The organism is Aquimarina sp. KJ22-3 (assembly GCF_055808215.1).
On record NZ_CM147859.1, the window covers coordinates 3873341 to 3897904 of the forward strand.

19 protein-coding genes and 1 other RNA gene are annotated in these 24564 nt (G+C 36.8%); 7 read left to right on the plus strand and 13 right to left on the minus strand.

The annotated features are described in order from the left end of the window. Window position 1 precedes the first annotated feature (1 nt). On the minus strand, window positions 2–616 hold the full coding sequence (locus tag AC0L3Q_RS17810; protein ID WP_473281561.1) for a DUF1684 domain-containing protein: 615 nt from the start codon (window positions 614–616) through the stop codon (window positions 2–4). A gap of 135 nt (window positions 617–751) precedes the next feature. On the opposite strand from AC0L3Q_RS17810, the gene AC0L3Q_RS17815 reads away from it, so the two are divergent. Both AC0L3Q_RS17815 and AC0L3Q_RS17820 read left to right on the plus strand, forming a co-directional pair. Then, window positions 752–1957, plus strand: coding sequence for an MFS transporter (locus tag AC0L3Q_RS17815; RefSeq protein ID WP_473281563.1), 1206 nt, complete (start codon window positions 752–754; stop codon window positions 1955–1957). 183 nt (window positions 1958–2140) lie between these two features. Next, window positions 2141–2734 (plus strand): DJ-1/PfpI family protein, encoded by a 594-nt coding sequence (locus AC0L3Q_RS17820; RefSeq protein WP_473281565.1) that lies wholly within the window; start codon window positions 2141–2143, stop codon window positions 2732–2734. A gap of 304 nt (window positions 2735–3038) precedes the next feature. On the opposite strand, the gene AC0L3Q_RS17825 is transcribed toward AC0L3Q_RS17820, so the two are convergent. Next, window positions 3039–4460 carry a hypothetical protein gene (locus tag AC0L3Q_RS17825; RefSeq protein ID WP_473281567.1) on the minus strand — a complete coding sequence of 474 codons (1422 nt, stop codon included), beginning with the start codon at window positions 4458–4460 and terminating at the stop codon, window positions 3039–3041. Between the two features lie 201 nt (window positions 4461–4661). Then, complete coding sequence (locus AC0L3Q_RS17830) at window positions 4662–5117, minus strand: Lrp/AsnC family transcriptional regulator (protein WP_473281569.1); 456 nt, start codon at window positions 5115–5117, stop codon at window positions 4662–4664. A gap of 112 nt (window positions 5118–5229) precedes the next feature. On the opposite strand from AC0L3Q_RS17830, the gene AC0L3Q_RS17835 reads away from it, so the two are divergent. Beyond that, entirely contained in the window at window positions 5230–5613 is a 384-nt protein-coding gene (locus AC0L3Q_RS17835; protein ID WP_473281571.1) for a hypothetical protein, read from the plus strand. Between the two features lie 16 nt (window positions 5614–5629). Here the strand turns inward: AC0L3Q_RS17835 and AC0L3Q_RS17840 are convergent, their stop codons facing one another. The 4 genes from AC0L3Q_RS17840 to AC0L3Q_RS17855 all read right to left on the minus strand — a co-directional run bounded on the left by AC0L3Q_RS17840 (window position 5630) and on the right by AC0L3Q_RS17855 (window position 13252). Continuing rightward, window positions 5630–6964: an amidohydrolase family protein gene (locus AC0L3Q_RS17840; RefSeq protein ID WP_473281573.1), complete on the minus strand. Its 1335-nt coding sequence runs from the start codon at window positions 6962–6964 to the stop codon at window positions 5630–5632. 49 nt (window positions 6965–7013) lie between these two features. Then, window positions 7014–8510 carry an alanine/glycine:cation symporter family protein gene (locus AC0L3Q_RS17845; protein WP_473281575.1) on the minus strand — a complete coding sequence of 499 codons (1497 nt, stop codon included), beginning with the start codon at window positions 8508–8510 and terminating at the stop codon, window positions 7014–7016. 96 nt (window positions 8511–8606) lie between these two features. After that, on the minus strand, window positions 8607–9725 hold the full coding sequence (locus tag AC0L3Q_RS17850; protein WP_473281577.1) for a LuxR C-terminal-related transcriptional regulator: 1119 nt from the start codon (window positions 9723–9725) through the stop codon (window positions 8607–8609). Between the two features lie 92 nt (window positions 9726–9817). Further along, the gene (locus AC0L3Q_RS17855) at window positions 9818–13252 is read right to left on the minus strand and encodes a methylmalonyl-CoA mutase family protein (protein WP_473281579.1); all 3435 of its coding nucleotides are present in this window, start codon (window positions 13250–13252) and stop codon (window positions 9818–9820) included. Between the two features lie 432 nt (window positions 13253–13684). On the opposite strand from AC0L3Q_RS17855, the gene AC0L3Q_RS17860 reads away from it, so the two are divergent. Both AC0L3Q_RS17860 and purU read left to right on the plus strand, forming a co-directional pair. Next, window positions 13685–16126 (plus strand): zinc-dependent metalloprotease, encoded by a 2442-nt coding sequence (locus AC0L3Q_RS17860; protein ID WP_473281581.1) that lies wholly within the window; start codon window positions 13685–13687, stop codon window positions 16124–16126. A gap of 182 nt (window positions 16127–16308) precedes the next feature. Continuing rightward, complete coding sequence (purU, locus tag AC0L3Q_RS17865) at window positions 16309–17163, plus strand: formyltetrahydrofolate deformylase (protein WP_473281583.1); 855 nt, start codon at window positions 16309–16311, stop codon at window positions 17161–17163. On the opposite strand, the gene AC0L3Q_RS17870 is transcribed toward purU, so the two are convergent. Continuing rightward, entirely contained in the window at window positions 17158–18114 is a 957-nt protein-coding gene (locus AC0L3Q_RS17870) for an MBL fold metallo-hydrolase (RefSeq protein WP_473281585.1), read from the minus strand. The two genes, purU and AC0L3Q_RS17870, sit on opposite strands and share 6 nt — an antisense overlap. Window positions 18115–18150: 36 nt before the next feature. Here AC0L3Q_RS17870 and AC0L3Q_RS17875 point away from each other — a divergent pair, with 36 nt between their 5' ends. After that, window positions 18151–18870, plus strand: coding sequence for a DUF4197 domain-containing protein (locus AC0L3Q_RS17875; protein WP_473281587.1), 720 nt, complete (start codon window positions 18151–18153; stop codon window positions 18868–18870). A 7-nt stretch (window positions 18871–18877) separates the two neighbouring features. On the opposite strand, the gene AC0L3Q_RS17880 is transcribed toward AC0L3Q_RS17875, so the two are convergent. The 4 genes from AC0L3Q_RS17880 to AC0L3Q_RS17895 all read right to left on the minus strand — a co-directional run bounded on the left by AC0L3Q_RS17880 (window position 18878) and on the right by AC0L3Q_RS17895 (window position 22894). Continuing rightward, window positions 18878–19657, minus strand: coding sequence for an alpha/beta fold hydrolase (locus AC0L3Q_RS17880; RefSeq protein ID WP_473281589.1), 780 nt, complete (start codon window positions 19655–19657; stop codon window positions 18878–18880). Window positions 19658–19752: 95 nt separating this feature from the next. Then, entirely contained in the window at window positions 19753–20544 is a 792-nt protein-coding gene (locus AC0L3Q_RS17885) for an ABC transporter substrate-binding protein (protein ID WP_473281591.1), read from the minus strand. Between the two features lie 303 nt (window positions 20545–20847). Further along, window positions 20848–21666 (minus strand): orotidine-5'-phosphate decarboxylase, encoded by an 819-nt coding sequence (gene pyrF / locus AC0L3Q_RS17890; RefSeq protein ID WP_473281593.1) that lies wholly within the window; start codon window positions 21664–21666, stop codon window positions 20848–20850. A 19-nt stretch (window positions 21667–21685) separates the two neighbouring features. Next, the gene (locus AC0L3Q_RS17895) at window positions 21686–22894 is read right to left on the minus strand and encodes an NAD(P)-dependent oxidoreductase (RefSeq protein ID WP_473281595.1); all 1209 of its coding nucleotides are present in this window, start codon (window positions 22892–22894) and stop codon (window positions 21686–21688) included. Window positions 22895–23038: 144 nt separating this feature from the next. On the opposite strand from AC0L3Q_RS17895, the gene ssrA reads away from it, so the two are divergent. Further along, window positions 23039–23437: a transfer-messenger RNA gene (gene ssrA / locus AC0L3Q_RS17900) on the plus strand. Between the two features lie 173 nt (window positions 23438–23610). Here the strand turns inward: ssrA and AC0L3Q_RS17905 are convergent. Further along, on the minus strand, window positions 23611–24459 hold the full coding sequence (locus tag AC0L3Q_RS17905) for a hypothetical protein (RefSeq protein ID WP_473281597.1): 849 nt from the start codon (window positions 24457–24459) through the stop codon (window positions 23611–23613). Between the last annotated feature and the right edge of the window lie 105 nt (window positions 24460–24564).

Consider the following 24564-nt stretch of genomic DNA (forward strand, 5'->3'; position numbering starts at 1 on the left):
TTTAGTGAGTTGTAGGTAAGTTTTTATACTTTTTGACTCCGACCGGTATCAATAGATTCAAGTGATTTTCTTCTGGAGGAATAGGACAAGAATATCGATCATTATAGGCACAATACGGATTGTACGCAGTGTTAAAATCTATGATAATCTCATCTCCCTCAGGAATTCTTAAATCTATAAAACGCCCACCTGCATAAGTCGTTTCACCATTAGTCAAATCAGTAAAAGGTAAAAACAAGTAATCCTCATACTCCGGTTCTGTAGTTAGTCCCTGGTTTTGATAAATATTAACGGTGTATTTCTTATCCTGAAACTCGAAATGAGCTTCTGCATATTTTACATAGAGCGGTTCTCTCCCTGTTGTGGTCTTCATGATAAAGGGAGTCTCATATGGTGTTCTTACAAATTTCGCTTTAAAACAAAAACTAGTATCAATCTTAAAAAATTCGAGGGTTTTGAATGCTTTTAAATCCTTGGGAGATAATGGAGAAGTTTCCTCAGCCGCAAACTCGTGGTTTAATTCATCCTGGAACGATAAAATTCGCTGTACGTTCGATACTTCTTGCCCAAAAACATTGACAAAACAAAAGAACGCGATGATCACCAGTTTATACACTACTCCTTACTTTTTTGCAAAAGTACAATTTACAATGAGTTAACTAATTAATTTTGATAAAATTGTTTAAGAAACTAGATAAAAAACTATTTTTATCGATTATTTTGATGAAACAACCAAAAAATCACCCTTTCCTTGAAGAAAATTTTACAACGTTATAAGGATTCGTTTTCGGGCTTATCCAGGGAGGTATGGTGGCTCGCACTGATCACATTGATCAATAGAGCTGGGGCAATGGTTATTCCATTTTTATCCCTTTATCTATCCGACAACCTTGATTTCACTAAAGAACAAATCGGCTGGGTAATGACCAGCTATGGATTGGGATCTTTTTTTGGTGCTTGGTTAGGAGGTAAACTCAGTGATATCTTAGGGTACTATAAGGTAATACTTGGCTCTTTATTACTTACGGGGATTGCTTTTTTTGTAGTTCAATTCTTTTCTAGTTTTTGGAGTATTTGTGTTAGTTTCTTTGTTCTTATCGCGATTGCAGACGCAGCTCGACCTGCATTTTTTGTAGCTTTAAGTGCGTATAGCAAACCAGAAAACAAAACGAGGTCCTTAACATTTATTAGGCTTGCCATTAATTTAGGTTTTTCTGCTGGTCCGGCAATAGGTGGTTTAATCATTGCTACCATGGGATACTCTGGATTATTTTGGGTAGATGGAGTTACTTGTTTGATCGCTGGTATTGTTATGATCCAGACACTTAACCCAAGAAAAGCAAGAGAATTGGATAAGGAAATCCCTGTAAAAAATCCAGTTCCAGCACACAAAGATGGGTTATATGTCGTATTCCTAATAGCTTTGGCTCTTTTTGGGTTTATTTTTGTGCAATATTTCTCGACCATTCCGCTTTATTATAAAGAAGTGCATCAACTGTCTGAAGAAAACATCGGTTTGTTACTGGCAATGAACGGAGCGCTTATCTTTTTCTTCGAAATGCCACTTATTGCTTATTTAGAGAGAACAAATGTTTCAAAAGTGGGTAACGTTATCAATGGTTTTATATTAACCGGTATTAGCTTTATCTTGCTACTCATAACGCCTTGGGCAGGTATTTTGATCATAGGTATGATTGCTGCCACTCTAGGCGAAATGGTAGCATTTCCATTTGGAAACGCCTTTGCCCTAGAACGATCAAAAAAAGGACGACAAGGAGCATACATGGGATTGTATAGCATGTCTTTCTCGGTAGCACATATCTTTGGGCATAATTCTGGAATGCAATTTATTGCTAATTTTGGCTATGATAACGGCTGGATATTTATGGCTGTTATGGCAGGTATTGGTACCTTTTTACTTTTTATGGTAAAACGTGGGCTTACCCTTAACAAATAGACTCAAAAATATACTTATGAAAAAACTTTCAATTCTCATCTATATAGCAGCCATTTGCATATCAAGCTGTACCAACAACGATCAACAAAATAGTACTACAGCTGTAAAAGAGGAAAAAAACCAGAGCAAAAAAAGACTTTCCCGAAATTAGAAGACAATCGGTATAACGTAGCTTTTTTGATCATGGATGGCACATACAATACGGAGTTTACGGCTCCTTACGATATTTTTCAGCATACCCAATATCGCAAAAACATTAAGCAAATGAATGTTTTTACTGTAGCAAATACAGATCATCCCATCACCACTTTTGAAGGAGTGAAAATTATTCCTGATTATAATTATCTTCAAGATGAATTGCCCAAAATTGATATTCTTGTTGTCCCTAGTGCAGAACACCATCTGGATACTGATCTGGATGATGAGCAAATGATCCGTTTTGTACAGAAGGTAGACCAAAATGCTTTGTACATGACTTCGCACTGCGACGGTGCTTTTGTACTGGCCAAGGCAGGGCTTTTGAACAATGCTGTCTCTACGACTTTCCCAAGTGATATCGACAAAATGAAAAGTATGTTCCCTGATCTGGACATAAGAAAAGATGTACTATTTGTTCATGATGGAAAATACATTACTTCCGCAGGAGGAGCAAAAAGTTTTGAAGCTGCTTTGTATTTGTGCGAATACCTCTATGGTCCTGATATTGCAAGATCCTTGGCGGGTGGTTTAGTAATCGATTGGAAACTCGAAGAAGTACCCCATATTGTAATCAAATAGCCAAAAACAAAGAGTGCCTACACTAGGTAGACACTTCTATTTGTAGGGTCAAATTACGTACTCTCTTTAGCTTCAAGATTTGGGGTCTTTAGACTAATGTCCTCACACCTAATTTGTCCCTGATGTATTCCAAACTAATATTTTAAATCCGAATCGTCACTCAGCTTAAAATGTTAGTTGAAGGCGACACATCAAGTATTTTTAAGTTGAAGTAAATTTAATGTAAAATAATTGTAAAACCAAAATTTTCACCGATAAAAAACACAAAAATTCGACGAAATACACAAAACTTTATGATTTCAGTTTATTTTGAAAAGAAGTATTTAGAATTTCCGAGGTATTTTTTGATCAACTCATTGTATTTTTTAGTGATCTTTAAAGCTAAGGTTCCTTCTATTTCATACAAGGCATCGAAGTCTTTATAACCGTTCTGCAACATCTTCTCCAGATAAAACAAAGCTGTCTCATTATCCAGGTCTCTGGCACTTAAAGAAATGATCTTTTTATAGGAATCAAAATCCTCTTTATTGACGATGGTGCTAAAAATGTTCAAAAACAATTGCGCTTCCAGATTCACGTTTTCTTTTATTGCAGTGATTTTGTAATTATTTATAATCGCATTCACATACCCTTTTACTCGAATTGCCATATCATGGCTATATTTTTCTTTCTTGGCAATCAAGGTATCCAACTTAGACATTTCATATTGCCACCAGCCAAAATTACTATAGTTTAGCAAGGCAATGTCTTCTTCGGCAGAGAACAAATAAGATTCTCTCAAATAATTTTCTTTGATGGCATATTTTGATCGCAATCGCTTTTCTTTCCTAAAACCATTTAACTTTTTAATCTCCTTCTGTTTTTCTTTCAAATAGTCTGTATCAAAAAATTGATTGTAATCAATACGAATTCTTTTTAGCTCTTCATACGCTTTTAAGAACTTCCGTTTTGACACATAACCATCAACCTCTTGCAAGCTTTCCTTAAAACTATTTTGAATCCAAATAGAATCTTTTGCTACTCTTCCTTTGAGCATGGCTTGTCTGGTTAAAGCAGTCAACACATTCTTTATAAGCTCTTGAGTAGGAAATTCTCCTCCCCCTTCATAAACAAATAGATCTGCAGGAACTGCTCTTCTCTTTAAAAAGCTCTTATTGGCCTGAAAGTTTTTAAATCGGTAGTTATGTGTATTGAGTATCCCAAAATGCGTAAAGTTTTTATTTAAGTTAATTCTTGAATCATAAAAATAACTATCGCCAATAGCGATTACTCCAAAAATTTTATCCGGATATCCCAAAGGGAGTAAACTTGCAAATTTGGCATCATCACCTACCCCTGTTACATAAACCCTTCCTATCTGAATGGGAAACAAAGAAAAAATATGCTTCATAAAAACGGCTACATAGTTTGCCCTCTCTCTGGCCGATTGCTCTTCGGTAAAATTGGTAACCGCAATAATATATCCTAATTCTTCTGCAGCCGCTTGATAAAATCTAGCAATATTGCTGGTTCTGTTTGAAGAATCAAAACCAAAAATAATCGGCCAACTTTTATTTTTATCATATGTCCTAGGTAGATAGATACTAAATGTATTTTTTGTATCAGGTACCACTAGTGAATCGGTAACTCTACCCTTGGTTAATACCAATTGACTTTGCGCATACCCAAAGAAGGACGCAAACAAAATAACAAGTAGAATGTTGTTTTTAATTAAAGATGCTCGCACTATAGCTTTTTTTACTGTGATAACACCACAAAAAAGATGCCACCAAAGTCAAAAATTACTATAAAAAAAACACCTGAACAAATTCAGGTGTTTTTCATCTTCCCCTTGTACTCTCTTTAGCTTCCCAAACTAATGTCCTCACACAAGATTAAGACTATCCCTATATGTCTTAATTATTACAAATCTTATGCCAAAGTCTTCCTAAATTGCTTCTCCACCATGATCCATAATTGGACTGTTTTCTACCAAATTAGAAAGAATGATATGCGTTTTTGCTTCTCCATAAGTAATCAACCGGTCGATAAACTCCTGGAGATGTAGTTGATCTCTCAAAACTACCTCCATAATAATATTCTCATTACCTGTTATACGATAACAATTCAATACTTCTTTAAATTCAGGTACTTTAAGCATAAAAGGTTTTAATCTACCCATAAATGCTTTCAATGTGATCATTGCTTTGAGTTGGTATCCTGTTTTTGTGTAAGAAACATCTGCTCTAAACCCCTGCAAAATACCGTAATCTTCCATTTTCTTGATGCGCTCTGCTACTGCCGGCGAACTTAGTCCAATTTTCCTTCCTATCTCTGCATTAGAGAGTCGTCCATTTTCTTGAAGACAATGTAATATTTCCCAATTTATAGTGTCGATTTTCATTTTAACCCAGAAAAGCAATTAATATTTAAATTATAAGGTAAATATAATTAATCACCTTAATTTCTAAAGAAAAAATCTTAAAAAATGCAGTATTTTTGATGTAGAAATTGCTATGAATTTACAACCCAAAAATAAAAGACTGTATCAAAAAGCACGGGAGATTTTTACACTCTCCAGAAGTGTTTCGAATTACCTTGTAGAAGATTTAGCTCCACTACAACATAATGGTGACGAAAACCCTCATGTTTATTTTACCGGAGACATTGTAAGGCAGTCTGATGCGCTCGCTCCTCACATTATTAATGCAGAGAATCAAACGTTTCAGGATGATAGAATTCGTCATGCAAATTCTTTGATCCGAATTACCAACAAATTATATAGAAATTGCGAACGCCTTGAACAGTCTGAGAGCAATGGAAAAGAATTTGTCATTCTACTTCGTAAAGAACTAAGAAAATTTAGAAAACTACAACGAAGTTGGGTAATGTCACTTTAAGAACTCCTTTTCCAGATTACTTGTATTGCTTTCCATTCTTAATCACAATATCTACATCTTGCAATACACTGATATGTCGAAGCACATCACCTTTTACAGCAATAATATCTGCTAATTTCCCTTCAGTAACGGTTCCTACTTTATCTGCTACTCCCATCCATAATGACGGCCAATAGGTTGCGGCTCGTATGGCGTACATCGGATCAATACCAAATTCATTTACCCAAACATCCAACTCATTCCAAGTGGATTGACTATGAAATTTCATGGGTATCCCACTATCCGTACCTATCATTAATACCACACCAGCATCCATCAACTGTTTTATTTTGGTTTCTAATGTAGGTTTCCGTATCGGTGTTAGCTGAAAATATGGTAATCGATCTTTATGTTTAAAACTATTCTTTATATCGGCAACAATGGTATCGTGTAATCCTCTATGCCAGGAATCGTTATCCAAATGCTCTCCATGATCCCGAACATACTCATAATTGTATAACCCTTCTACAGTGGGGCACCAATACAATGGTCCTAAATTCATTTGTGCAGTACGCTCTCTTATAGCTTCCATGACATCATCAGGATATCGAGGCGCTGATGATAAGCCCGTGTGCTCAAAACAATCAGCTCCTGCAGCCAAACCTGTTCGGATTTCCTGTGGTCTGTGCCCGTGGGCCACTACTTTCAAATTATACTTATGAGCGGTATCTACAACTGCTTGCACCTCTTCTTTACTCATTTGATCCTGATCGATCAATTTTATACAATCTACCCCAGCATCTGCCAGCTTTTTGATTTTCTTTTTGGCATCTTCCACTCCATTTATTCCCCATCTAAATGCTTCTGTACCCGGATAAGGCTTCTTCTGAATAAAAGGCCCCGAAACATACAAAGTTGCTCCTGGGATCTCTCCCTTATTGATACGATCTCTTACCGATATACTTTCTGCCAATGGACCTCCCAAGTCCCTAGCACTAGTTACTCCAGCCATAAGCAATTGCTCTGCAGAAGCCGGCATAATCACGTTTTCTAATAATGGAGGATAGGTCTTATCCCAATAGGCATAATCTGCATGCCCATTGATCATGGTATGCACATGCATATCCCATAAACCAGGTAATATAGACATTCCTTCTGTTGAGATCACTCTAGCATTTGCTGGAATCTCTAGTGTCTTTTTTGTACCAACTGCCTTGATTTTATCACCTTCTACAATAATTACACTGTTCTTAATAGGCGTAGACCCAAAACCATCGATTAATGTACCTCCTACCAAGGCCAAAACTTGATCTGATTGTTGCGCAAAAGATGATGTAGTTATAACTAGCAATAGGGTGAGTAATTTCTTCATGATGAGTTTGTGTTTGTCTAAAGATAAAGAAATTAGCTAGCAACCAATGCTAGAGCATTTCAAAAATTTTGTGTTTATACTTTTTTAACTCCTGTTTTACTTTATCTTTTAACAAAAACAGTCCTACCATATTAGGAACCATCATCGCAAATACCATGGCATCGCTAAAATCTGTTACTGCATTTAAAGTTGCAGATGCCCCTATCACCGTAAAACAACAGAAGATAGATTTGTAGATATATTCCATACGTTTACTCCTACCAAATAAGTAACTCCAGGATTGGTATCCATAATACGACCAGGAGATCATCGAAGAGAAGGCAAATAGCACCACGGCTATGGTTAACAAATACGGAAACCAGGAAACACCACTTTCTAATGCAGAGGCCGTTAATAACACCCCCTGCTCAGAGTTGATCTGCATCCCGGTATCTACCTGCCCTGTAATAATCAATACCAAAGCTGTCATTGTACATACCACTACAGTATCTATAAATGGCTCCAGCAATGCTACTAAACCTTCACTGGCAGGATAATCTGTTTTTACGGCACTATGTGCTATAGAGGCACTTCCTATTCCAGCTTCGTTACTAAATGCCCCGCGACGAAACCCCTGAATGAGTACACCCACGAATCCTCCGATTACTCCTTGGGGATCAAAGGCACCATCCCAGATACTTTCTAAGGCTGCCGGAATAGCCGAAAAATTTAATCCCAAAACTACCAAAACAGATAAGATATACGTTAGCACCATAAAAGGAACTACTTTGTCCGTAACACTGGCTATTTTCTTGATTCCTCCTATAATCACCACAGCTACCAAAATAGCCATCACTACTCCAAATACCCAACCCTGTCCTTGAATCATCGCACCATCAGGAATCAATACCTTGTCGAACAGCTTGAAAGCCTGGTTGGCTTGAAACATATTTCCTCCACCAAAAGATCCACCAATGCACATGATCGAAAACAACACAGCCAATACTTTTCCAAGTTTTTGGTATCCTTTTTCGCTTAATCCTTTTTTAAGGTAATACATAGGCCCACCAAAAACCTTCCCATGCTCATCGATTTCTCTATACTTTACACCAAGTGTACATTCTACAAACTTTGAGGACATCCCCAAGATCCCAATCAAAACCATCCACAAAGTTGCTCCCGGTCCGCCTATGGATAATGCTATTGCTACTCCAGCAATATTCCCTAATCCTACAGTGGCAGAAACCGCGGTGGTCAATGCTTGAAAATGACTTACTTCTCCGTTTTTGGTGATTTCTTCTTTTTCAGTTGTATTACCATTTTCTAAATGATCAAACTTTCCCCTTACTACTTGTATGGCGGTAAAAAAATCCCTAAAGTTGATTCCTTTAAAATAAATAGTGAAAAACATCGCCCCAGAAAAAAGGACGACTAGTACCCAAGGAATGCCCACATCTTCAGTCAATGGAATTTCAGCCAAAATGGCTTCAACAAACCAGTCTGTGGCATTACCAAAGGCTTCATTAATTTTTTGATCCAGATTTTGTTCTGCTATAAATGCTCCCATACTTCTTTAAATTTTTGTCCAAATTCAAAGAAAAATGGTTGGCATAAAAGGTTACGCACTGCTCAAATTTTGTAACCTCTGTACGTAAGTATATGGTTAAGCACCTTCTCCCGACTGGAAATACTGAAGAAAATCATGAGTCTTCGCAAATTCTATAAGCTGCTCTTTACCACCCGCCCCACTGATGTTCAATATTTTCTTGATCTGATGAATATGGGTTTGCAAACCGTCGGTACTGATATGCATTTCTTGAGCAATCTCGGTATACGATTTGTCTTTTCCGTAATGAGCCAAATATCCCAATACCTCTTTTTGTCGATCAGAAAGTTCAACTTTTGCCGTCTGTTGGAGATCTTTTACCTCAACCTTTAAATTCTTAATGGTGTCTAAATGACTCTCGTTGGCCAATTCAAATTGTTCGATTGTTTTTTTAAGTTGCTCATTCTCCACAGTTAACTGCTGCGCCAAACTTTGTTGTTGCTCTTTTTCTGAAAGGAATTTCCAACTATATAAAAGAATGGAAAACAATAAAATGAATAGGAATTTGAAAGAGATCGCTGTAATACTCCCTAATACACTCCAAAATTGCTGATCAATAAATTGCAGTGCTTTATCCTGAGGAATAATTCTATGCGTAACCGCAATCACAATGAGAATGAACAATACGAAAGTTGGCAGGTACATAAACTTCATTTGTCTAGCAACAAAAGCTTTGTTCAACTCGAACAACAGTGAAATGGCGACCAAAATAGAAATCGGGATATCTATTAACCAAATAAAATTATTGCTAATCTCTTCGTTTCCGTAGGATGAGGCTACAAAAACAAATGCAATCATTCCCAAAACACCACAAAATAAGCTTACAAATTCCCTAATGCTAAAACGCTGCGCCAATCGCACCAAAATCCCTGGCTTTTTTTGATGTTCTATAGAAGGTAAAGACAAGATGATAAATAAGGAGTTAGCCAAGGATATCAGTACCCCAAAATAAATCAATACTTTGTTGGTAGGAGTCCATTTGAGTCCTGACACCAAAATCAAATTCACTAAAGCGCCCAATCCCCATACAAATATCGCCAGTCCGAACCATTTGATCCCTTCTACTGCTTTGGGATCGGCTTGACGTAGTCTTTCTTTGCTAAAAATACGTTGAATTACTATAGCCGAAATTAGGCAAACGATTGCTGTAACAGTATATTCTATGGTATTGAGCACGAAGTATCCTTTTGCTTTAAAGATAAAGAAACTACAATAAATGAAAAACCCCGCTCTATTGAACGGGGTTTAAAAATATTGTTTTTGAACTTTTACATATTTCTTCTATACTGTCCTCCCACCTCAAATAAAGCGGCAGTGATTTGTCCTAGAGAACACACTTTGGTTGCTTCCATCAACACCTCAAAAATATTTTGATTGTTAATGGCCGCCTCCTGAACTTTTGACAAAGCATCTGTAGCAAGATCTTTTTTGGCTTCGTGCAGATTGTTAAGTGTCGTTATTTGATATTGTTTTTCTTCTTCGGTAGCTCGAATAACCTCTCCCGGAGTTACCGTTGGAGAACCTTTTGAACTCAAGAATGTATTTACCCCAATGATCGGGAACTCTCCTGTGTGCTTCAAAGTTTCGTAATACAAGCTCTCTTCTTGAATTTTACTACGTTGATACATGGTTTCCATAGCACCTAGCACTCCACCACGTTCTGTAATTCTATCAAATTCTGTTAGTACAGCTTCTTCTACCAAATCCGTCAACTCTTCAATAATAAATGATCCCTGGATAGGATTTTCATTTTTCGCTAACCCTAATTCTTTATTGATAATCAATTGAATTGCCATTGCTCTACGTACCGACTCTTCGGTTGGTGTTGTAATCGCCTCATCATAGGCATTGGTATGCAGTGAGTTACAGTTGTCATAAATCGCATACAGGGCTTGCAACGTAGTACGAATATCATTGAAATCAATTTCCTGAGCGTGTAATGAACGCCCAGAGGTTTGGATATGATACTTCAACATCTGCGCTCTGGCATTGGCTCCATATTTATGTTTTAATGCTTTTGCCCAGATTTTTCTTGCTACACGACCGATCACTGCATATTCTGGATCGATTCCGTTAGAGAAAAAGAAGGATAAATTAGGCCCAAACTTGTTGATATCCATTCCTCGGCTCAGGTAATATTCTACATAAGTAAATCCATTTGCCAGGGTAAGTGCCAACTGCGTAATTGGGTTTGCTCCAGCCTCAGCAATATGATATCCTGAAATAGATACCGAATAGAAGTTACGCACTTGTTTATCAATAAAATACTCTTGCACATCTCCCATTAATCGTAGTGCAAACTCTGTAGAGAAAATACAGGTGTTTTGTGCCTGATCTTCTTTAAGAATATCTGCTTGTACAGTACCGCGTACCGTACTTAACGTTTCACTTTTTATCTTTTCGTATACCTCTGCCGGTAAAACCTGATCTCCGGTAACACCCAAAAGCATTAACCCTAGTCCATCATTCCCTTCCGGCAAATCACCTTGATACTCAGGACGTGCTATTCCTTTATCTTTATAAATTTTTTTGATCTTGGCTTCAACCTCGGCTTCTAGCTCGTTTTCTTTGATATATTTCTCACAGTTCTGATCTACAGCAGCATTCATAAAGAATCCTAACAACATAGGCGCAGGCCCATTGATAGTCATACTCACTGAGGTCATTGCGTGGGTCAAATCAAATCCTGAATATAATTTCTTGGCATCATCAAGACAACAAATCGATACTCCAGCATTACCAATTTTACCATAGATATCTGGTCTATGATCTGGATCATTACCGTATAAAGTTACCGAATCAAAAGCTGTTGATAATCGTTTTGCAGGCATCCCAAGACTCACATAGTGGAAACGTCTGTTGGTACGCTCTGGTCCACCTTCTCCGGCAAACATCCTTGTAGGATCTTCTCCTGTTCTTTTGAAAGGGTATAATCCTGAAGTATACGGAAACTCCCCAGGAACATTCTCCTGCAAAGACCATCTTAGTACATCTCCCCAAGCTTCATATTTTGGCAAGGCCACCTTCGGAATCTGTGTATGCGATAACGACTTGGTATGCGTTTCTATATTGATTTCTTTATCTCTTACCTTGAATGTGTAAACTGGATCTTTGTATTTTTTTACTTTACCAGCCCAACCAATAATGATCTCCCAATTGTAAGGATCCAGATTAAGTTTAACACGGTCAAATTCGGCCAATAACAGCTTGATAAAAGCCTTATTATCTTCATTTTTCACACTTCGCAATGCTTCATCTTCGATTCCATTTTTTGAAAGTCCAATGAAATTTACATCCGCAACACTACAAATGGTTTTATAAATCCCATATAGTTTTTGAGCCACCTCAACCTGGGTTCCTACAGTTTTATCATAGGCTCTGTTATTTTCTGAAATCTCAGATAGATATCTTGTTCTACTCGGTGGAATTACAAATATCTTTTCAGACATTTCTTTTGAAATATGAAACTCTGAAACCAAGCTTGCTCCGGTTTTCTCCACCAACTTATCCATGATCGCTTTGTAAAGCGTATTCATTCCCGGATCATTAAATTGTGAAGCAATAGTCCCGTAAACTGGTAATTCTTCTTGTGGTGTATCCCAAAGATTGTGATTACGCATATACTGCTTTTTCACATCTCTAAGTGCATCTAATGAACCTCTTTTATCGAATTTATTAATCGCTACTAGGTCTGCAAAATCCAGCATATCTATCTTTTCCAACTGTGTAGCAGCACCAAATTCTGGTGTCATTACATACAAGGATGTATCACTATGGTCTAAAATTTCAGTATCCGATTGACCAATCCCTGAAGTTTCTAAGATAATCAAATCAAATTCTGCGGCTTTTAATACCTCTATAGCTTCGGCAACATATTTTGATAACGCCAGGTTAGACTGACGTGTTGCCAGGGATCTCATATATACACGAGGAGAATTAATCGCATTCATACGAATCCTATCTCCCAACAAAGCACCTCCCGTTCTTCTTTTGGATGGATCTACAGATACAATTCCAATGGTCTTTTTAGGAAAGTCGATTAAAAATCTACGAACTAACTCATCAACCAAAGACGATTTTCCTGCTCCTCCGGTTCCTGTAATTCCTAGTACTGGAGTAGTTGATGTTTTATTTTTTTGATGGATTTCATCCAAAGTATCTTTGGCAACATCCGGAAAATTCTCTGCTGCAGAAATCACTCTGGCAATAGCACCAATTTCTTTTTCTGCAAGATGGTTAGCCTCTCCATTTAACGTATTTCCTATCGGAAAATCTGCTTGTTGTACTAGATCATTGATCATTCCCTGCAATCCTAACTCACGTCCATCATCTGGAGAGTAAATTCTTGTAATCCCATAATCCATAAGATCTTTGATCTCTTCAGGAAGGATCACTCCTCCTCCTCCTCCAAAAATCTTAATATGCCCTGCTCCCTTTTCCTGAAGCAAATCATACATGTATTTGAAATACTCATTATGTCCTCCCTGGTAAGAAGTCATCGCAATAGCATTGGCATCTTCCTGGATCGCACAGTTTACTACTTCTTCTACACTTCTGTCATGACCAAGGTGAATTACTTCAACACCTGTAGATTGAATAATTCTACGCATAATATTAATCGCTGCATCATGGCCATCAAACAGGGAGGCAGCAGTTACGATTCTTACTTTATTCTTTGGTGTATACGGTGCAATTTGTTCCATCGACAATAAATAGTGAATTTTATGCTGCTAATTTACGAAATACGCACCAAAAAGGAGTATTTTTTTAGAATTATATAATTTACTTAACCTTTTGAAGCGTTTTACTGTTTATAATTCAATTAGAGCATTCATAGTTTATGTAAAATACAAAGTTCGGATAAATAATTAAGATACAACCATTTGTTAACGCGAATGTTAAACGTTTTTTGGTAACGCGAATAAAACGATATCTTCCGCTACAATTATAGTATCAAACATCTTTATTATGAATATCACATCATCAAAAAACAGCTTAGTTCTATTGTTGATCGTACTTGTTTTCAGCTTTGGGATTCAAGACGGTTATGCTCAAAAAAAGAAAAAAGAGCTAAAAAGGGACAAACAGAAGCTTCTGCAGAAAAGAAGGAAGACAAGAAAAAAACGATCAAAGAATTGACCAAAAAGAGTGAAAAGCTCGAAGGTCTTTTTACCATGTACAGAGACTCTATTGATGGCTCTACCCAAATGATTATCACTAAAGATCAAATTGGTAAAGAGTTCATTTATTTCAGTCAGATTGCTGACGGAGTATTGGATGCAGGAGCATTTAGAGGAGCGTATCTAGGATCCAAAATTTTTAAAATTGAAAAACATTTCAATAAGATAGAATTCGTTACTCAAAACTCATCCTTCTATTTTGATCAAAATAGTGCGCTATCCAAATCTTCTGGAGCCAATATCAGTGAAGGCATTATGGCCAGTCTAAAAATAGAAGCTGAAGATGATGAAAACGGTTTGTATTTGATCAAATCAGATGATCTTTTCTTAAAAGAAACTTTTGAGCAAATCAAAGCTCCAAACCGTCCCAAAGCGTCTCCTTTTGCTTTCAAAACGGGGCAGCTTAGTAAGGAAAAGACCAAAATCAAGACGATTAAGAACTATCCAGAAAACACAAACGTAAAGAGTCATTATGTGTATACCAGTCCTTCAGTACTTAATGGAGGGTCTGCAGCTGTTACCGACGGAAGAAATGTGACGATCAAGGTAGAACACAGCTTAATTGCACTACCAGAAAATGATTATCAACCACGATTAGACGATCCACGTGTGGGGTACTTCTTTACCCAGGTAACGGATATGACTTCTACCAGTCCAACACCGTACAGAGATCTTGTTCATCGTTGGAATTTAGTAAAAAAAGATCCTAATGCAGCAATATCTGAGCCTGTAAAACCTATTGTGTGGTGGATTGAAAACACGACTCCTATTGAGTTTAGAGAAACTATTAAGGAAGCTGTATTAGAATGGAACAAAGCCTTTGAAAAAGCAGGGTTTAGAAATGCTATTGTTGTAAAAACACAACCCGATGATGCTACCTGGGATGCTGGGGATATCCGATATAATGTATTACGTTGGACATCTTCTCCCAGACCACCTTTTGGAGGATACGGTCCTAGTTTTGCCAATCCAAGAACTGGTGAGTTATTAGGTGCCGATATTATGCTGGAGTATGTTTTTCATACCAATCGCGTAAAGTATGATCGCTTATTTAATCTTACTGCCCATGATGAAGAAGAGGCACTACCCTCTTTAGCGCTAAACAAGAATAATCAGGTACGTTGTTCTTATGGACATGTAATGCAAGAAAACACTCTTTTTGGTCAAACAGCACTAATGGCTTATGATGCCAATGAAAATGAAATGAAAGGCATGAGAAAAGAAGCCATGAAAGAATTGATCATGCATGAAGTAGGGCATACATTAGGACTTAATCATAATATGAAAGCCAGTCAGTTGTTTAGTCCAGAAGAACTTGCCAATCCCGAACTTATAGAAGGCAAATGTTTAACTGGTTCTGTAATGGACTATACTGCTATTAATGTTACCAATGATAAATCAAAACAAGGTCCTTATTTTTCTACTACTGTTGGTCCTTATGATGTTTGGGCTATTCAATATGGATATACACCGGTAAATAATCAAAATGAATTAGATCAAATTACCAATCAATCCAATAGACCTGAATTAATTTTTGGAAATGACGCAGATGATATGCGTTCTGCAGGTAAGGCTATCGACCCACGTGTAATGACCGGAGACATGTCTAATGATCAGATTACCTATTCTATCAACAGAATGGAATTGGTAAATGATATGATGACTAAGATCAAATCTAAGTTCAGTAAAAAAGGACAATCCTATCAGGAACTAAGACAAGCCTACTATCTGTTACGAGGACAGTATGGGAGAGCTGGAGATGTAATTTCAAGATTTATTGGTGGGGTGTATGTCGATCGAAGTATGTTTGGGCAGGATCCAAATCTTAAACCATATACTCCAGTAAGCTATGAAGATCAAAAAAGAGCCATGAATGCCCTTGGTAAATATGTATTTGATCCTAATGCATATCAAACTCCTAATGAATTATACAACTATATTGCCATGCAGCGTAGAGGTTATAATTTTTTTAGAGGACCAGAGGATCCTAAAATTCATGATCTGATTCTTGGTTATCAAAAAAGAATTCTGGATCATATTTTACATCCTAATACTTTGCAAAGAATTACGGACTCTGAGCTTTACGGAAACACTTATGAGTTATCAGAATTTATGACAGATTTAAATAATGCTATTTTCCAGAAAGATGCAGGAGGAACGATCAACTCATTCAGACAAAATTTACAATTAGAGTATACACAGCGATTGATTCGTATTTTATCAAAATCCAATCCTGGACAAAATGCAAAATACACCTATGCTGCAAAATCTATGGCTTTGTATAACTTGAAAAGAATACGATCAATGATCTCTAATGGTTCTGGCGACAAACTAACCAAAGCACATAAAGACCATTTGAGGGTATTGATCAGTAATACGATTGACGAAATCAAATAACATCTAATACATATTTATTCTTACAAAGCTGATTTTTAATTAAATCAGCTTTTATTTTTATCAATCTTTCATAAAAAACAAGTATTCATTTTGAATTAGTTAAAAAGTAGTGCTATTCAATCAAAACATTAGTGCACCCGGGGCTTTCTTGGTATGTTTATATACCGAAAAGACTTTTATTAATGAAAAAGACCACTTTATTAATCAACTGCCCCGACCAAAAGGGACTGATTGCCACGGTAACCAATTTTATACTAGAGAAGGAAGGGAATACCATCTATGTCGAGCAACATGTGGACCACGAGCTTAGAGAATTCTTTATGCGTCTGGAGTGTGAATTTGACAGCGATGAGAAAAAATTAGCACGATTTAAAGAATCCTTCAATACTAATGTGGCTACTCATCACCAAATGCATTGGGAGATGTATGACACCGACAAAAAGCCTAAAATGGCTCTTTTTGTCTCTAAATACGATCATTGCTTATATGATATATTAGGAAGATACGCCTCTGGCGAATTGCACGTTAAAATTCCAATTATCATTAGCAATCATTCGGACCTTAAGCCTATTGCCGATGCTTTTAATGTTCCTTTCAAACATATTCCTGTGACCAAAGGAAACAAAGCAGAAGCAGAACACGAACAAATCAAAACCTTAAAAGAACATAAAATTGACTTTATTGTACTTGCTCGGTATATGCAAATACTCTCTTCAGATTTTGTAGATCGGTATCCTAATAAAATCATCAATATTCATCATTCTTTTTTACCTGCGTTTCCAGGGGCCAAGCCTTATCATTCTGCGTATGAAAGAGGAGTAAAAATTATTGGAGCTACTAGCCACTATGTAACTTCCGATCTTGACGAAGGGCCTATTATTGAACAAGAAATTGTACGAGTCTCCCATATACACAACGTTCAGGATTTTATTCTGAAAGGAAGAGATCTAGAGAAAATTGTATTGTCCAGAGCTATCAAACATCATATCCAACACAAGGTATTGGTATATAACAACAAAACAGTCATTTTTTCATAAAGGAAAAATGGCACCTGTAGCCGCAAATTGATATCCTTGCGCTTCTAGTGCTTTTCTTTTTGGATACTCTTTTTGAAGAGTTGGGTTAGAATGATTGAAGTGAATAAAAATAACCTTTGACTTTAGTTCTTTGGATTCAGACTCAAAGAGCTTTACTGTTTCTGCAATAAAAGGATGAGGAACTTCTGACATCGGTCTGGGAATTTCTCCGTCTTCAAAAAAAGTGGCATCAATAAAGGCATAATCTACTTTTTTAACCTCTGCTACAATGTCCTTTTTCCATAGCGACCATTTGTTGATATCGGGAATAAAGAGTGCCGTAGCCTGATTACCTATAATCGTGTATCCAACGGTTTCAGAATATTCATCTCGATGTGGTACCAAAAAAGGGGTTACTTTGATGTTATTCGTTAAGACAATAGTACTATCTGCTATTAAAGGTTGGATTTTAATATTATTGAGAGCTATCAACTGAGACCAAGGACCATTGTTTTCTAGAAATGATTTCATTCTGGGCATGGCATAAACAGGAATGTTTTTGGATCCCATTGCCTCTCTTCCAAAATGCATTAAACCGGTATAATGACCGATATGGGCGTGGGTAAGAAAAACTCCATCGACAATATGATCACTCTTTATATGTTGATCTTCTAACATGGCTAATTGTTCTGGCATATCTGGTGTAGCCTCAAAAAGAAACTTTTGACTCTCTTGTTTATCAATTACTCCCAGGGCAGTGACCAGTTCTTTATTTCGCACCTTACTTTTGACCGCAACAAATTCTGAAGTATTATTAATATGTGGGTATCCTCCATCTTGTGCGACTCCCAAAACGGTGATGTATTGCTGGGTTGCCTTTGGTTGAAAAGATGTGTCGTTTATCGATTCTTTTTCATTTTTGCATGAAATAATAAGAATGCATACCAGTAAAAAAACTAAATTTGAGTTCATTTTAATTCATTGTATTCTCAAATCTAACAAGAAATTATGAAACGTATTATTTGTTTATTTGCCGTATTGACCCTGTCCAGTTGTGCTGAACTGCAACAAGTTGTAAATAGTTTACCACAAACTACAGGAGGTGGTTTTGGGGTTAGTAATCTTGACATCGCCAATGGATTACGACAAGCGCTGGACAACGGAATCGATAAGCAAGTAACCAAACTTACCCAAAAAGACGGTTTTTACAGAAATGAACTCGTAAAAATTCTTTTACCACAAGAACTTAGAAAAGTTGACAAAACCCTACGAGACATTGGTTTAGGTAATCTTGCCGACGAAGGCCTACGAGCCATCAATAGAGCTGCAGAAGATGCTGTAAAAGAAGCTACACCTATCTTTGTGGATGCTGTAAAGCAAATCACATTTACCGATGCCAAACAAATTCTTTTGGGATCGGATAATGCCGCAACTACATATTTGCAAAACAAAACCAACTCTGCATTGTATGCCAAATTTAGCCCTGTTATCAATAAATCATTTTCTAAGGTAGGTGCGAATCAGATATGGTCTAACATCATCAATAAGTATAATGCAATACCACTAACCAATAATGTGAACCCTGATCTAACCGATTATGTAACACAAGAGGCCTTAAAAGGAGTGTATACCATGATTGCGGTTGAGGAAAAGGATATCAGAAACAAACTAAGTTCGAGAACCACAGACTTATTGCGAAGAGTATTTGCCCTTCAGGATAACAGATAGGCTGAAATCAAGAATTTGAAATAAAAGAAATCGATGTTTTATTGAACACTTCGGGTTGTTCTACATTTACCACATGCCCAGAATTCTTTACAACAAATAATTGCGACAAATGATGCGCAGCTACTACCTTTTCTACTGAAGGCAGAAAAAGATAATCTTCTTCTCCCATCACATATAAGGTAGGAATGCGAATATCTTTTGCTCTAAAGAATCGGAGTAAAGGATTGATTTCTGAAGTCAATCTAAACCATCTTACAAATTCTTTTTGGTATAGTTTTTTCGCTTCGTTGGCAAATAGTATTCTCGATTGTTTATGATTTTTCTTTGGCATAATAATAAATGCAAAGAATTTATACAGCAACATATATGGGATTACAGATTTGAATACAATCCCCAGGCGCATTAACACTTGCGATCTAAGATTCAATTTCATAATCGCCCCACCCATGATCATACTTTTTACACGATCAGGATATTTTTCTGCTAAATTTCGAATTAATATGGTTCCCAAAGAAATCCCTACAAAATGAGACGTAGCAATATTCTCTTTATCAATCACTTCTACGATATCCTCGGTAATCGAATCGAAGGTATATTTTGAATCAAAAGCGTCCTTGAGTGCAGGTTTAGAATTACCATGTCCTCTAAGATCCAACAGTAAAATATTAAAATGTTTTCGAAACTCGCGCACTTGTTTGAACCAGATAGAAGAGCTCCCTCCTGCTCCATGAACAAAAGTTACCCATTCGCTACTAGTATTGTGCTGATATACAGAATAATTTAACAATAGAAAGTTGTTTAGAAGCTCAAAAATAGGAACTTATTTGTTAGTAGCACACCACTTAACAATATTTATAGAAATGTTTATCCTCTACAGCAGGCTTAGTGCAAGGTTTTAAAATAGGTAAACGCACCTAAGAGACGAGATCCGTACCATGAAAAATATTCTCCATCCACCAATAACACCTCAGCATTTTCATGAAGCTGTTGCGCTTGTTCTATGTGTTTTTCAGAAAAAGGAAATGGTTCTGAAGACAATAGTATTTTATCCAGTTTTTCCAAATCCTGTATCTCTTCTTTTGATTTTTCTGGGTATCGATCTTCATCTTCAAAAACATTAATGAATTTATTCAACTTCAAAAGATGATTGATAAAGGTTTGATTGGCGGCTGCCATCCAAGGATCTTTCCATATAAAATAGGCTACACGACGAGCGGGTTTATCTTTTATAAAATCCAGAAAAGACTGTTGTTCCTTTTCAATATCTTGAACTAAGCTATTTGCCTGCTCCTGCACATCAAAAAGCTCACCATATTGTTGTATCAACTCCAAGGCATCTGCTATGGTAAAAATATCGGAGACATGGACTGGGAATTCTTTTGCCAAACCTTCTACGATCTCTTTGGTGTTTTCTTCTTTGTTACAAAGAATAACATCCGGTTCTAGTGCTCGTATACGATCGTATTTGATGTTTTTGGTCCCACCCACGATGGTTTTCTCTTTTCGAATGGTGTCGGGATGTACACAAAACTTAGTTACTCCTACAATGTGTTCTTCTAACCCTAAGGCAACCAACAACTCTGTTTGCGAAGGCACCAATGATACGATACGTCTTGGACTTCCTGAAATCTCCACCTTTCGGTCTAATTGATCGATAAAAAACATCTTATCCATGGATTTTTAACATCACTAATTAAATAAATCCTAAAAAGTTCATAAACTCTTAATAACTAAATACTTAAAAGTAGGAATTTTCATCAAAAACCAGTATCTTAGAAAGAGTAATAATTAAAATTTCGGGGCTATGAATTCAGTATTACTAAACGTTATCATTTATGGTATAATGGCATTTTTTGTAGTGTTCATCGCGTATGGACTTTACGGATATGCAAAACACGTATTTAACGCGAATAGACGTTAATTCTATTGTTTTAAAAGGGAACGAAATTTATACAAAAAAGTTTCGTTCCTTTTTTATTATCGACTTACCAGTATTTTTTCCATTTCCTCTTGTAACACTAATGCTTTAGCTTGTGCAGCTTCAGCAAAATCTTTTCCTTTTGAAGCGTAAATAATCCCTCTGGAAGAGTTAATCAACAAGCCTATTTGATCATTGAGCCCATATTTGCATACATCCTGTAAATTTCCGCCTTGTGCTCCGACTCCAGGAACCAATAAAAAGCTATCTGGGATTATTGTTCGTATTTCTGCCAAATACTCTGCTTTGGTGGCTCCCACTACATACATCAAGTTTTCTGAATTTGCCCAAGTTTTGGATACTTCCAGAACATTCTTATATAATTCTTTCCCTTCTGTTTGTTTGGTCTGAAAATCAAAAGCACCTTGGTTTGAAGTTAACGCCAAAAGGATGGTATGTTTATCTTCAAAAGCAAGGAATGGCTCTACAGAATCTTTACCCATATACGGTGCCACAGTAACCGAGTCGAACTGTAAATCTTCAAAAAAAGCTTTGGCATACATGGTACTCGTATTTCCGATGTCTCCACGCTTCGCATCTGCAATGGTGAACACTTCAGGATAATTTGTATTTAAGTACTCAATTGTTTTTTCCAAAGATTTCCATCCTTTCAACCCATAAGCTTCATAAAAAGCAGTATTGGGTTTGTAGCCAACTGCTAAATGATGCGTAGCATCAATAATGGCCTTATTAAATTCAAAAATTGGATCTTCTGTTTCTAATAAATGCTCTGGAATCTTGTTAAAATCTACATCTAGACCCACACACAAAAATGACTTTTTCTTATGGATTTGTTCGACCAGTTGCTTTGTTGTCATGTCTCTTTATTTGCTTCCGTTATTCTTTACCATCTACATAATCCTGCAGATAACTAAAACGCTCTGTTAGTTTTCCTCCTTTGGTCATTCGTGCTCTTTCGAGAATACCATCTTTATCCCCATTAAAGAAGGCAGGGATTACATGTTCTAGAAACATCTCTCCAAAGCCTTCGCTTGCATCTTTTGGCAGCTCGCACGGTAGATTATCTACCGCCATCACTACAATCGCATTGGGATCCTTATAATCAACTTCTGTTTCTGTAGTTGGATCATATCCATAAATAGGATCAGCTATCGTTGAAGGTCTAATCGTAGATGCCACTGGGCCATCGATATCACAAGAAATATCCGCTACTACTTTTATATTAAAATCCTCAGACTTGGCATCTTCTCGTGTAAAAATAAAAGGCGCTCCATCTCCGTAAAAGTGTCCTGCCATATAGAGATCGCTTACTTTGGCAAACTTCATAAAGTCTCCTACATACTGTCCTGGATTAGTATAAAAGTCTGTTTTATCCAACACAGTGCCGTCTTTGCGTTTGTTGTAATCCAATACATCTATCTGTACATATACAGGCTCAGAAAAAGTGTTGTTCAAATATTCATCCACAGACACTTCTCTGATCTTCATAGCTTCTACAATCTCTCTTGCTCCACTACCAACTTTACCGTTTCCGGTAATTACAATTTTGATATTAGGCAGTGTGATTTTTGAAAGCTCTGCTTCCAGATCTTTTTGATCGCTTAAGGTCTCTGCTTTGGGTAATGAAAAACCACCAAACTTTTGTCCCCAGGCTCTAAATCCATTATACGCCCCCACAATACCTGCATATCTACCAAAACCGATCAATCTAAACCCTCTACTCCCAACGATTACCTCGTGATCATATAGTTCTATATTCTTATCCAGTATAACTTGTAAAAGCTCCCGATTATATGGTTGCTTTTTAATGGTATGCGAAAAGAAAAAGTATTTCTTATCGGCTATCAAATCTGTTTTTGGCACTTCTTTGACCCCCAATAACACATCACAATCTGTAACATCATTAGACACTACAATGCCTGCATCGGTATATTGCATATCGCTAAACACTCGTATGTCGGAATGTTCTACAATAAATGAGGCTTCTGGAAACTTAGAAATTACTTTTTTTATGCCATCTGGAGAGAAAACAACACGACGATCTGGCGGGTTTTTTCGTTCTTTAATAACACCGAACTTGACCATAAGGTTTGGTATATATTTTGTTGAATTAAAATTGCGGCTAAAGATATGACAATTATAGTTATCTTTGCCAACCATTTTATGCTTGGATCTTGTAATTTTACCCCAATTTGACATGAAATGGAAACTATCTTGAATAGTAGTATCGGGGTCGACTGGTTTTGACAGCGAGATGAATAAGATGGTAAGCACGTCGAGCGCTGGAATATAGCTCGTAAATATCATGTTTCACTTTTTTAAACGGCGAGAATAACTACGCCCTAGCTGCATAATCCGAATCATAGTAGGATAGTGCCTCGGCTCACTAGGTGAGCAAGCAGGAAGTCTCCCAATAGCCTTGGTTTGCGGCGATTGATTTTGAGACTTCGTAAAAGTAAACCTAGAAACTATAGGGTCTTGATGTGGTTTCGAAATTTAATTGAGAATAAGCGATAGGTTGGCAGTTTTTGGTCTTTCTTATCGACGAAAATTAAACAAAGACTAAGCGTGTAGAAAGCTGTGTTGTTCCTTGTTTGGACGAGGGTTCGAATCCCTCCGACTCCACAAAAGAAGCCTTGTGTTTTCTTAACACAAGGCTTTCTTAGTTTGAGGAATTAACACTAGATTAAAACAACACTTGAAACTAAATTTGAATATATAGAGAAATCTCTATTATCTTTATTACACCAAACTATTATTATTAGATGGTTCACATCTATTTAGTGTCAGTTCATCTTTGTTTATCCTTGCCCAGGACCACGAGACTTTCTTCTGCTTTTTCGGGTGTTTGTATTTCCCAAGTTTGTTGGTTTTTGTTCAGTTTTTCTTCTTTGAGTATTTCTGGGAGTTCCTGAAGTAACTGCTTTTGTTGCTGTATGATCGGGCAACATAAACCCTTCTAATACATTTTTAGCATTACTTTCCTCTTTCCCCCTGCCTACTCCCATAATGTAAAGCGACTCAAATTGACGGAGTAACTCTTCTTCACTTTCTAATTCCTTATTTTTAGGTGTTGCCATAACATTCTTATCATTAGTGTTTTCGGCAGAAAGTTTCACAAAATCATCCATGAATTTGTCAAGTTCAGCTGCACCCTCTGGAGTTTTGTGGCGGTCTTTCTCTTTTATATGTTGTACGCTAAGAGAAGCCTCAAGCTTTTTTATATCAAATAGGGAGCAACCTTTTTTTGAAATAAAAGGAGTACGACTAATATGGTGAACTTCTTTACCTCTTTCCACCGATCGTTCTCCAACCTTCCAAACCTTTCCATTTTTATCTTTTCTTTCGGAAATAGCTGTTATATCAAATTTATCTTCATTCTTTGTCATAAATTCTTCGGGCAACATCCCATTCTCTTTCTGATCAATAAGTACTAATTCGTTTTTCCTGGTATACTCACTCTCCTTCACTGTGTTCACAAAATCACGCCCTACATTATCGGGATCAGCAGGATAGTATTGGGTGATATGCCCGTAAGAAATGGTACCATCTCCATTTTTTCTCTCAAAATACACGGTAGGTTTATTATTGATATCCCCAGTGTATCCTATGATATTTTCTTTGGTATAAAAATCGTCTGCGTAACTCATAATATTATTTGTTTAGATTACTAAATCAAATGTATAATTGATTCCTCCATTATGAGATTGCTAATAAATAAACGGGTGGATTTTTGTAATAATTGGTCGAATGTG

Excerpts from the sequence above, each read along its gene's own strand:
- AC0L3Q_RS17885 (WP_473281591.1), bottom strand. The coding sequence starts at position 20,544 with ATGGATAAGATGTTTTTTATCGATCAATTAGACCGAAAGGTGGAGATT.
- pyrF (WP_473281593.1), bottom strand. The coding sequence starts at position 21,666 with ATGACAACAAAGCAACTGGTCGAACAAATCCATAAGAAAAAGTCATTT.
- AC0L3Q_RS17845 (WP_473281575.1), bottom strand. The coding sequence starts at position 8,510 with ATGGGAGCATTTATAGCAGAACAAAATCTGGATCAAAAAATTAATGAA.
- AC0L3Q_RS17830 (WP_473281569.1), bottom strand. The coding sequence starts at position 5,117 with ATGAAAATCGACACTATAAATTGGGAAATATTACATTGTCTTCAAGAA.
- AC0L3Q_RS17905 (WP_473281597.1), bottom strand. The coding sequence starts at position 24,459 with ATGAGTTACGCAGACGATTTTTATACCAAAGAAAATATCATAGGATAC.
- AC0L3Q_RS17855 (WP_473281579.1), bottom strand. The coding sequence starts at position 13,252 with ATGGAACAAATTGCACCGTATACACCAAAGAATAAAGTAAGAATCGTA.
- AC0L3Q_RS17835 (WP_473281571.1), top strand. The coding sequence starts at position 5,230 with ATGAATTTACAACCCAAAAATAAAAGACTGTATCAAAAAGCACGGGAG.
- AC0L3Q_RS17870 (WP_473281585.1), bottom strand. The coding sequence starts at position 18,114 with ATGAACTCAAATTTAGTTTTTTTACTGGTATGCATTCTTATTATTTCA.
- AC0L3Q_RS17875 (WP_473281587.1), top strand. The coding sequence starts at position 18,151 with ATGAAACGTATTATTTGTTTATTTGCCGTATTGACCCTGTCCAGTTGT.
- AC0L3Q_RS17820 (WP_473281565.1), top strand. The coding sequence starts at position 2,141 with ATGGATGGCACATACAATACGGAGTTTACGGCTCCTTACGATATTTTT.
- purU (WP_473281583.1), top strand. The coding sequence starts at position 16,309 with ATGAAAAAGACCACTTTATTAATCAACTGCCCCGACCAAAAGGGACTG.
- AC0L3Q_RS17840 (WP_473281573.1), bottom strand. The coding sequence starts at position 6,964 with ATGAAGAAATTACTCACCCTATTGCTAGTTATAACTACATCATCTTTT.
- AC0L3Q_RS17895 (WP_473281595.1), bottom strand. The coding sequence starts at position 22,894 with ATGGTCAAGTTCGGTGTTATTAAAGAACGAAAAAACCCGCCAGATCGT.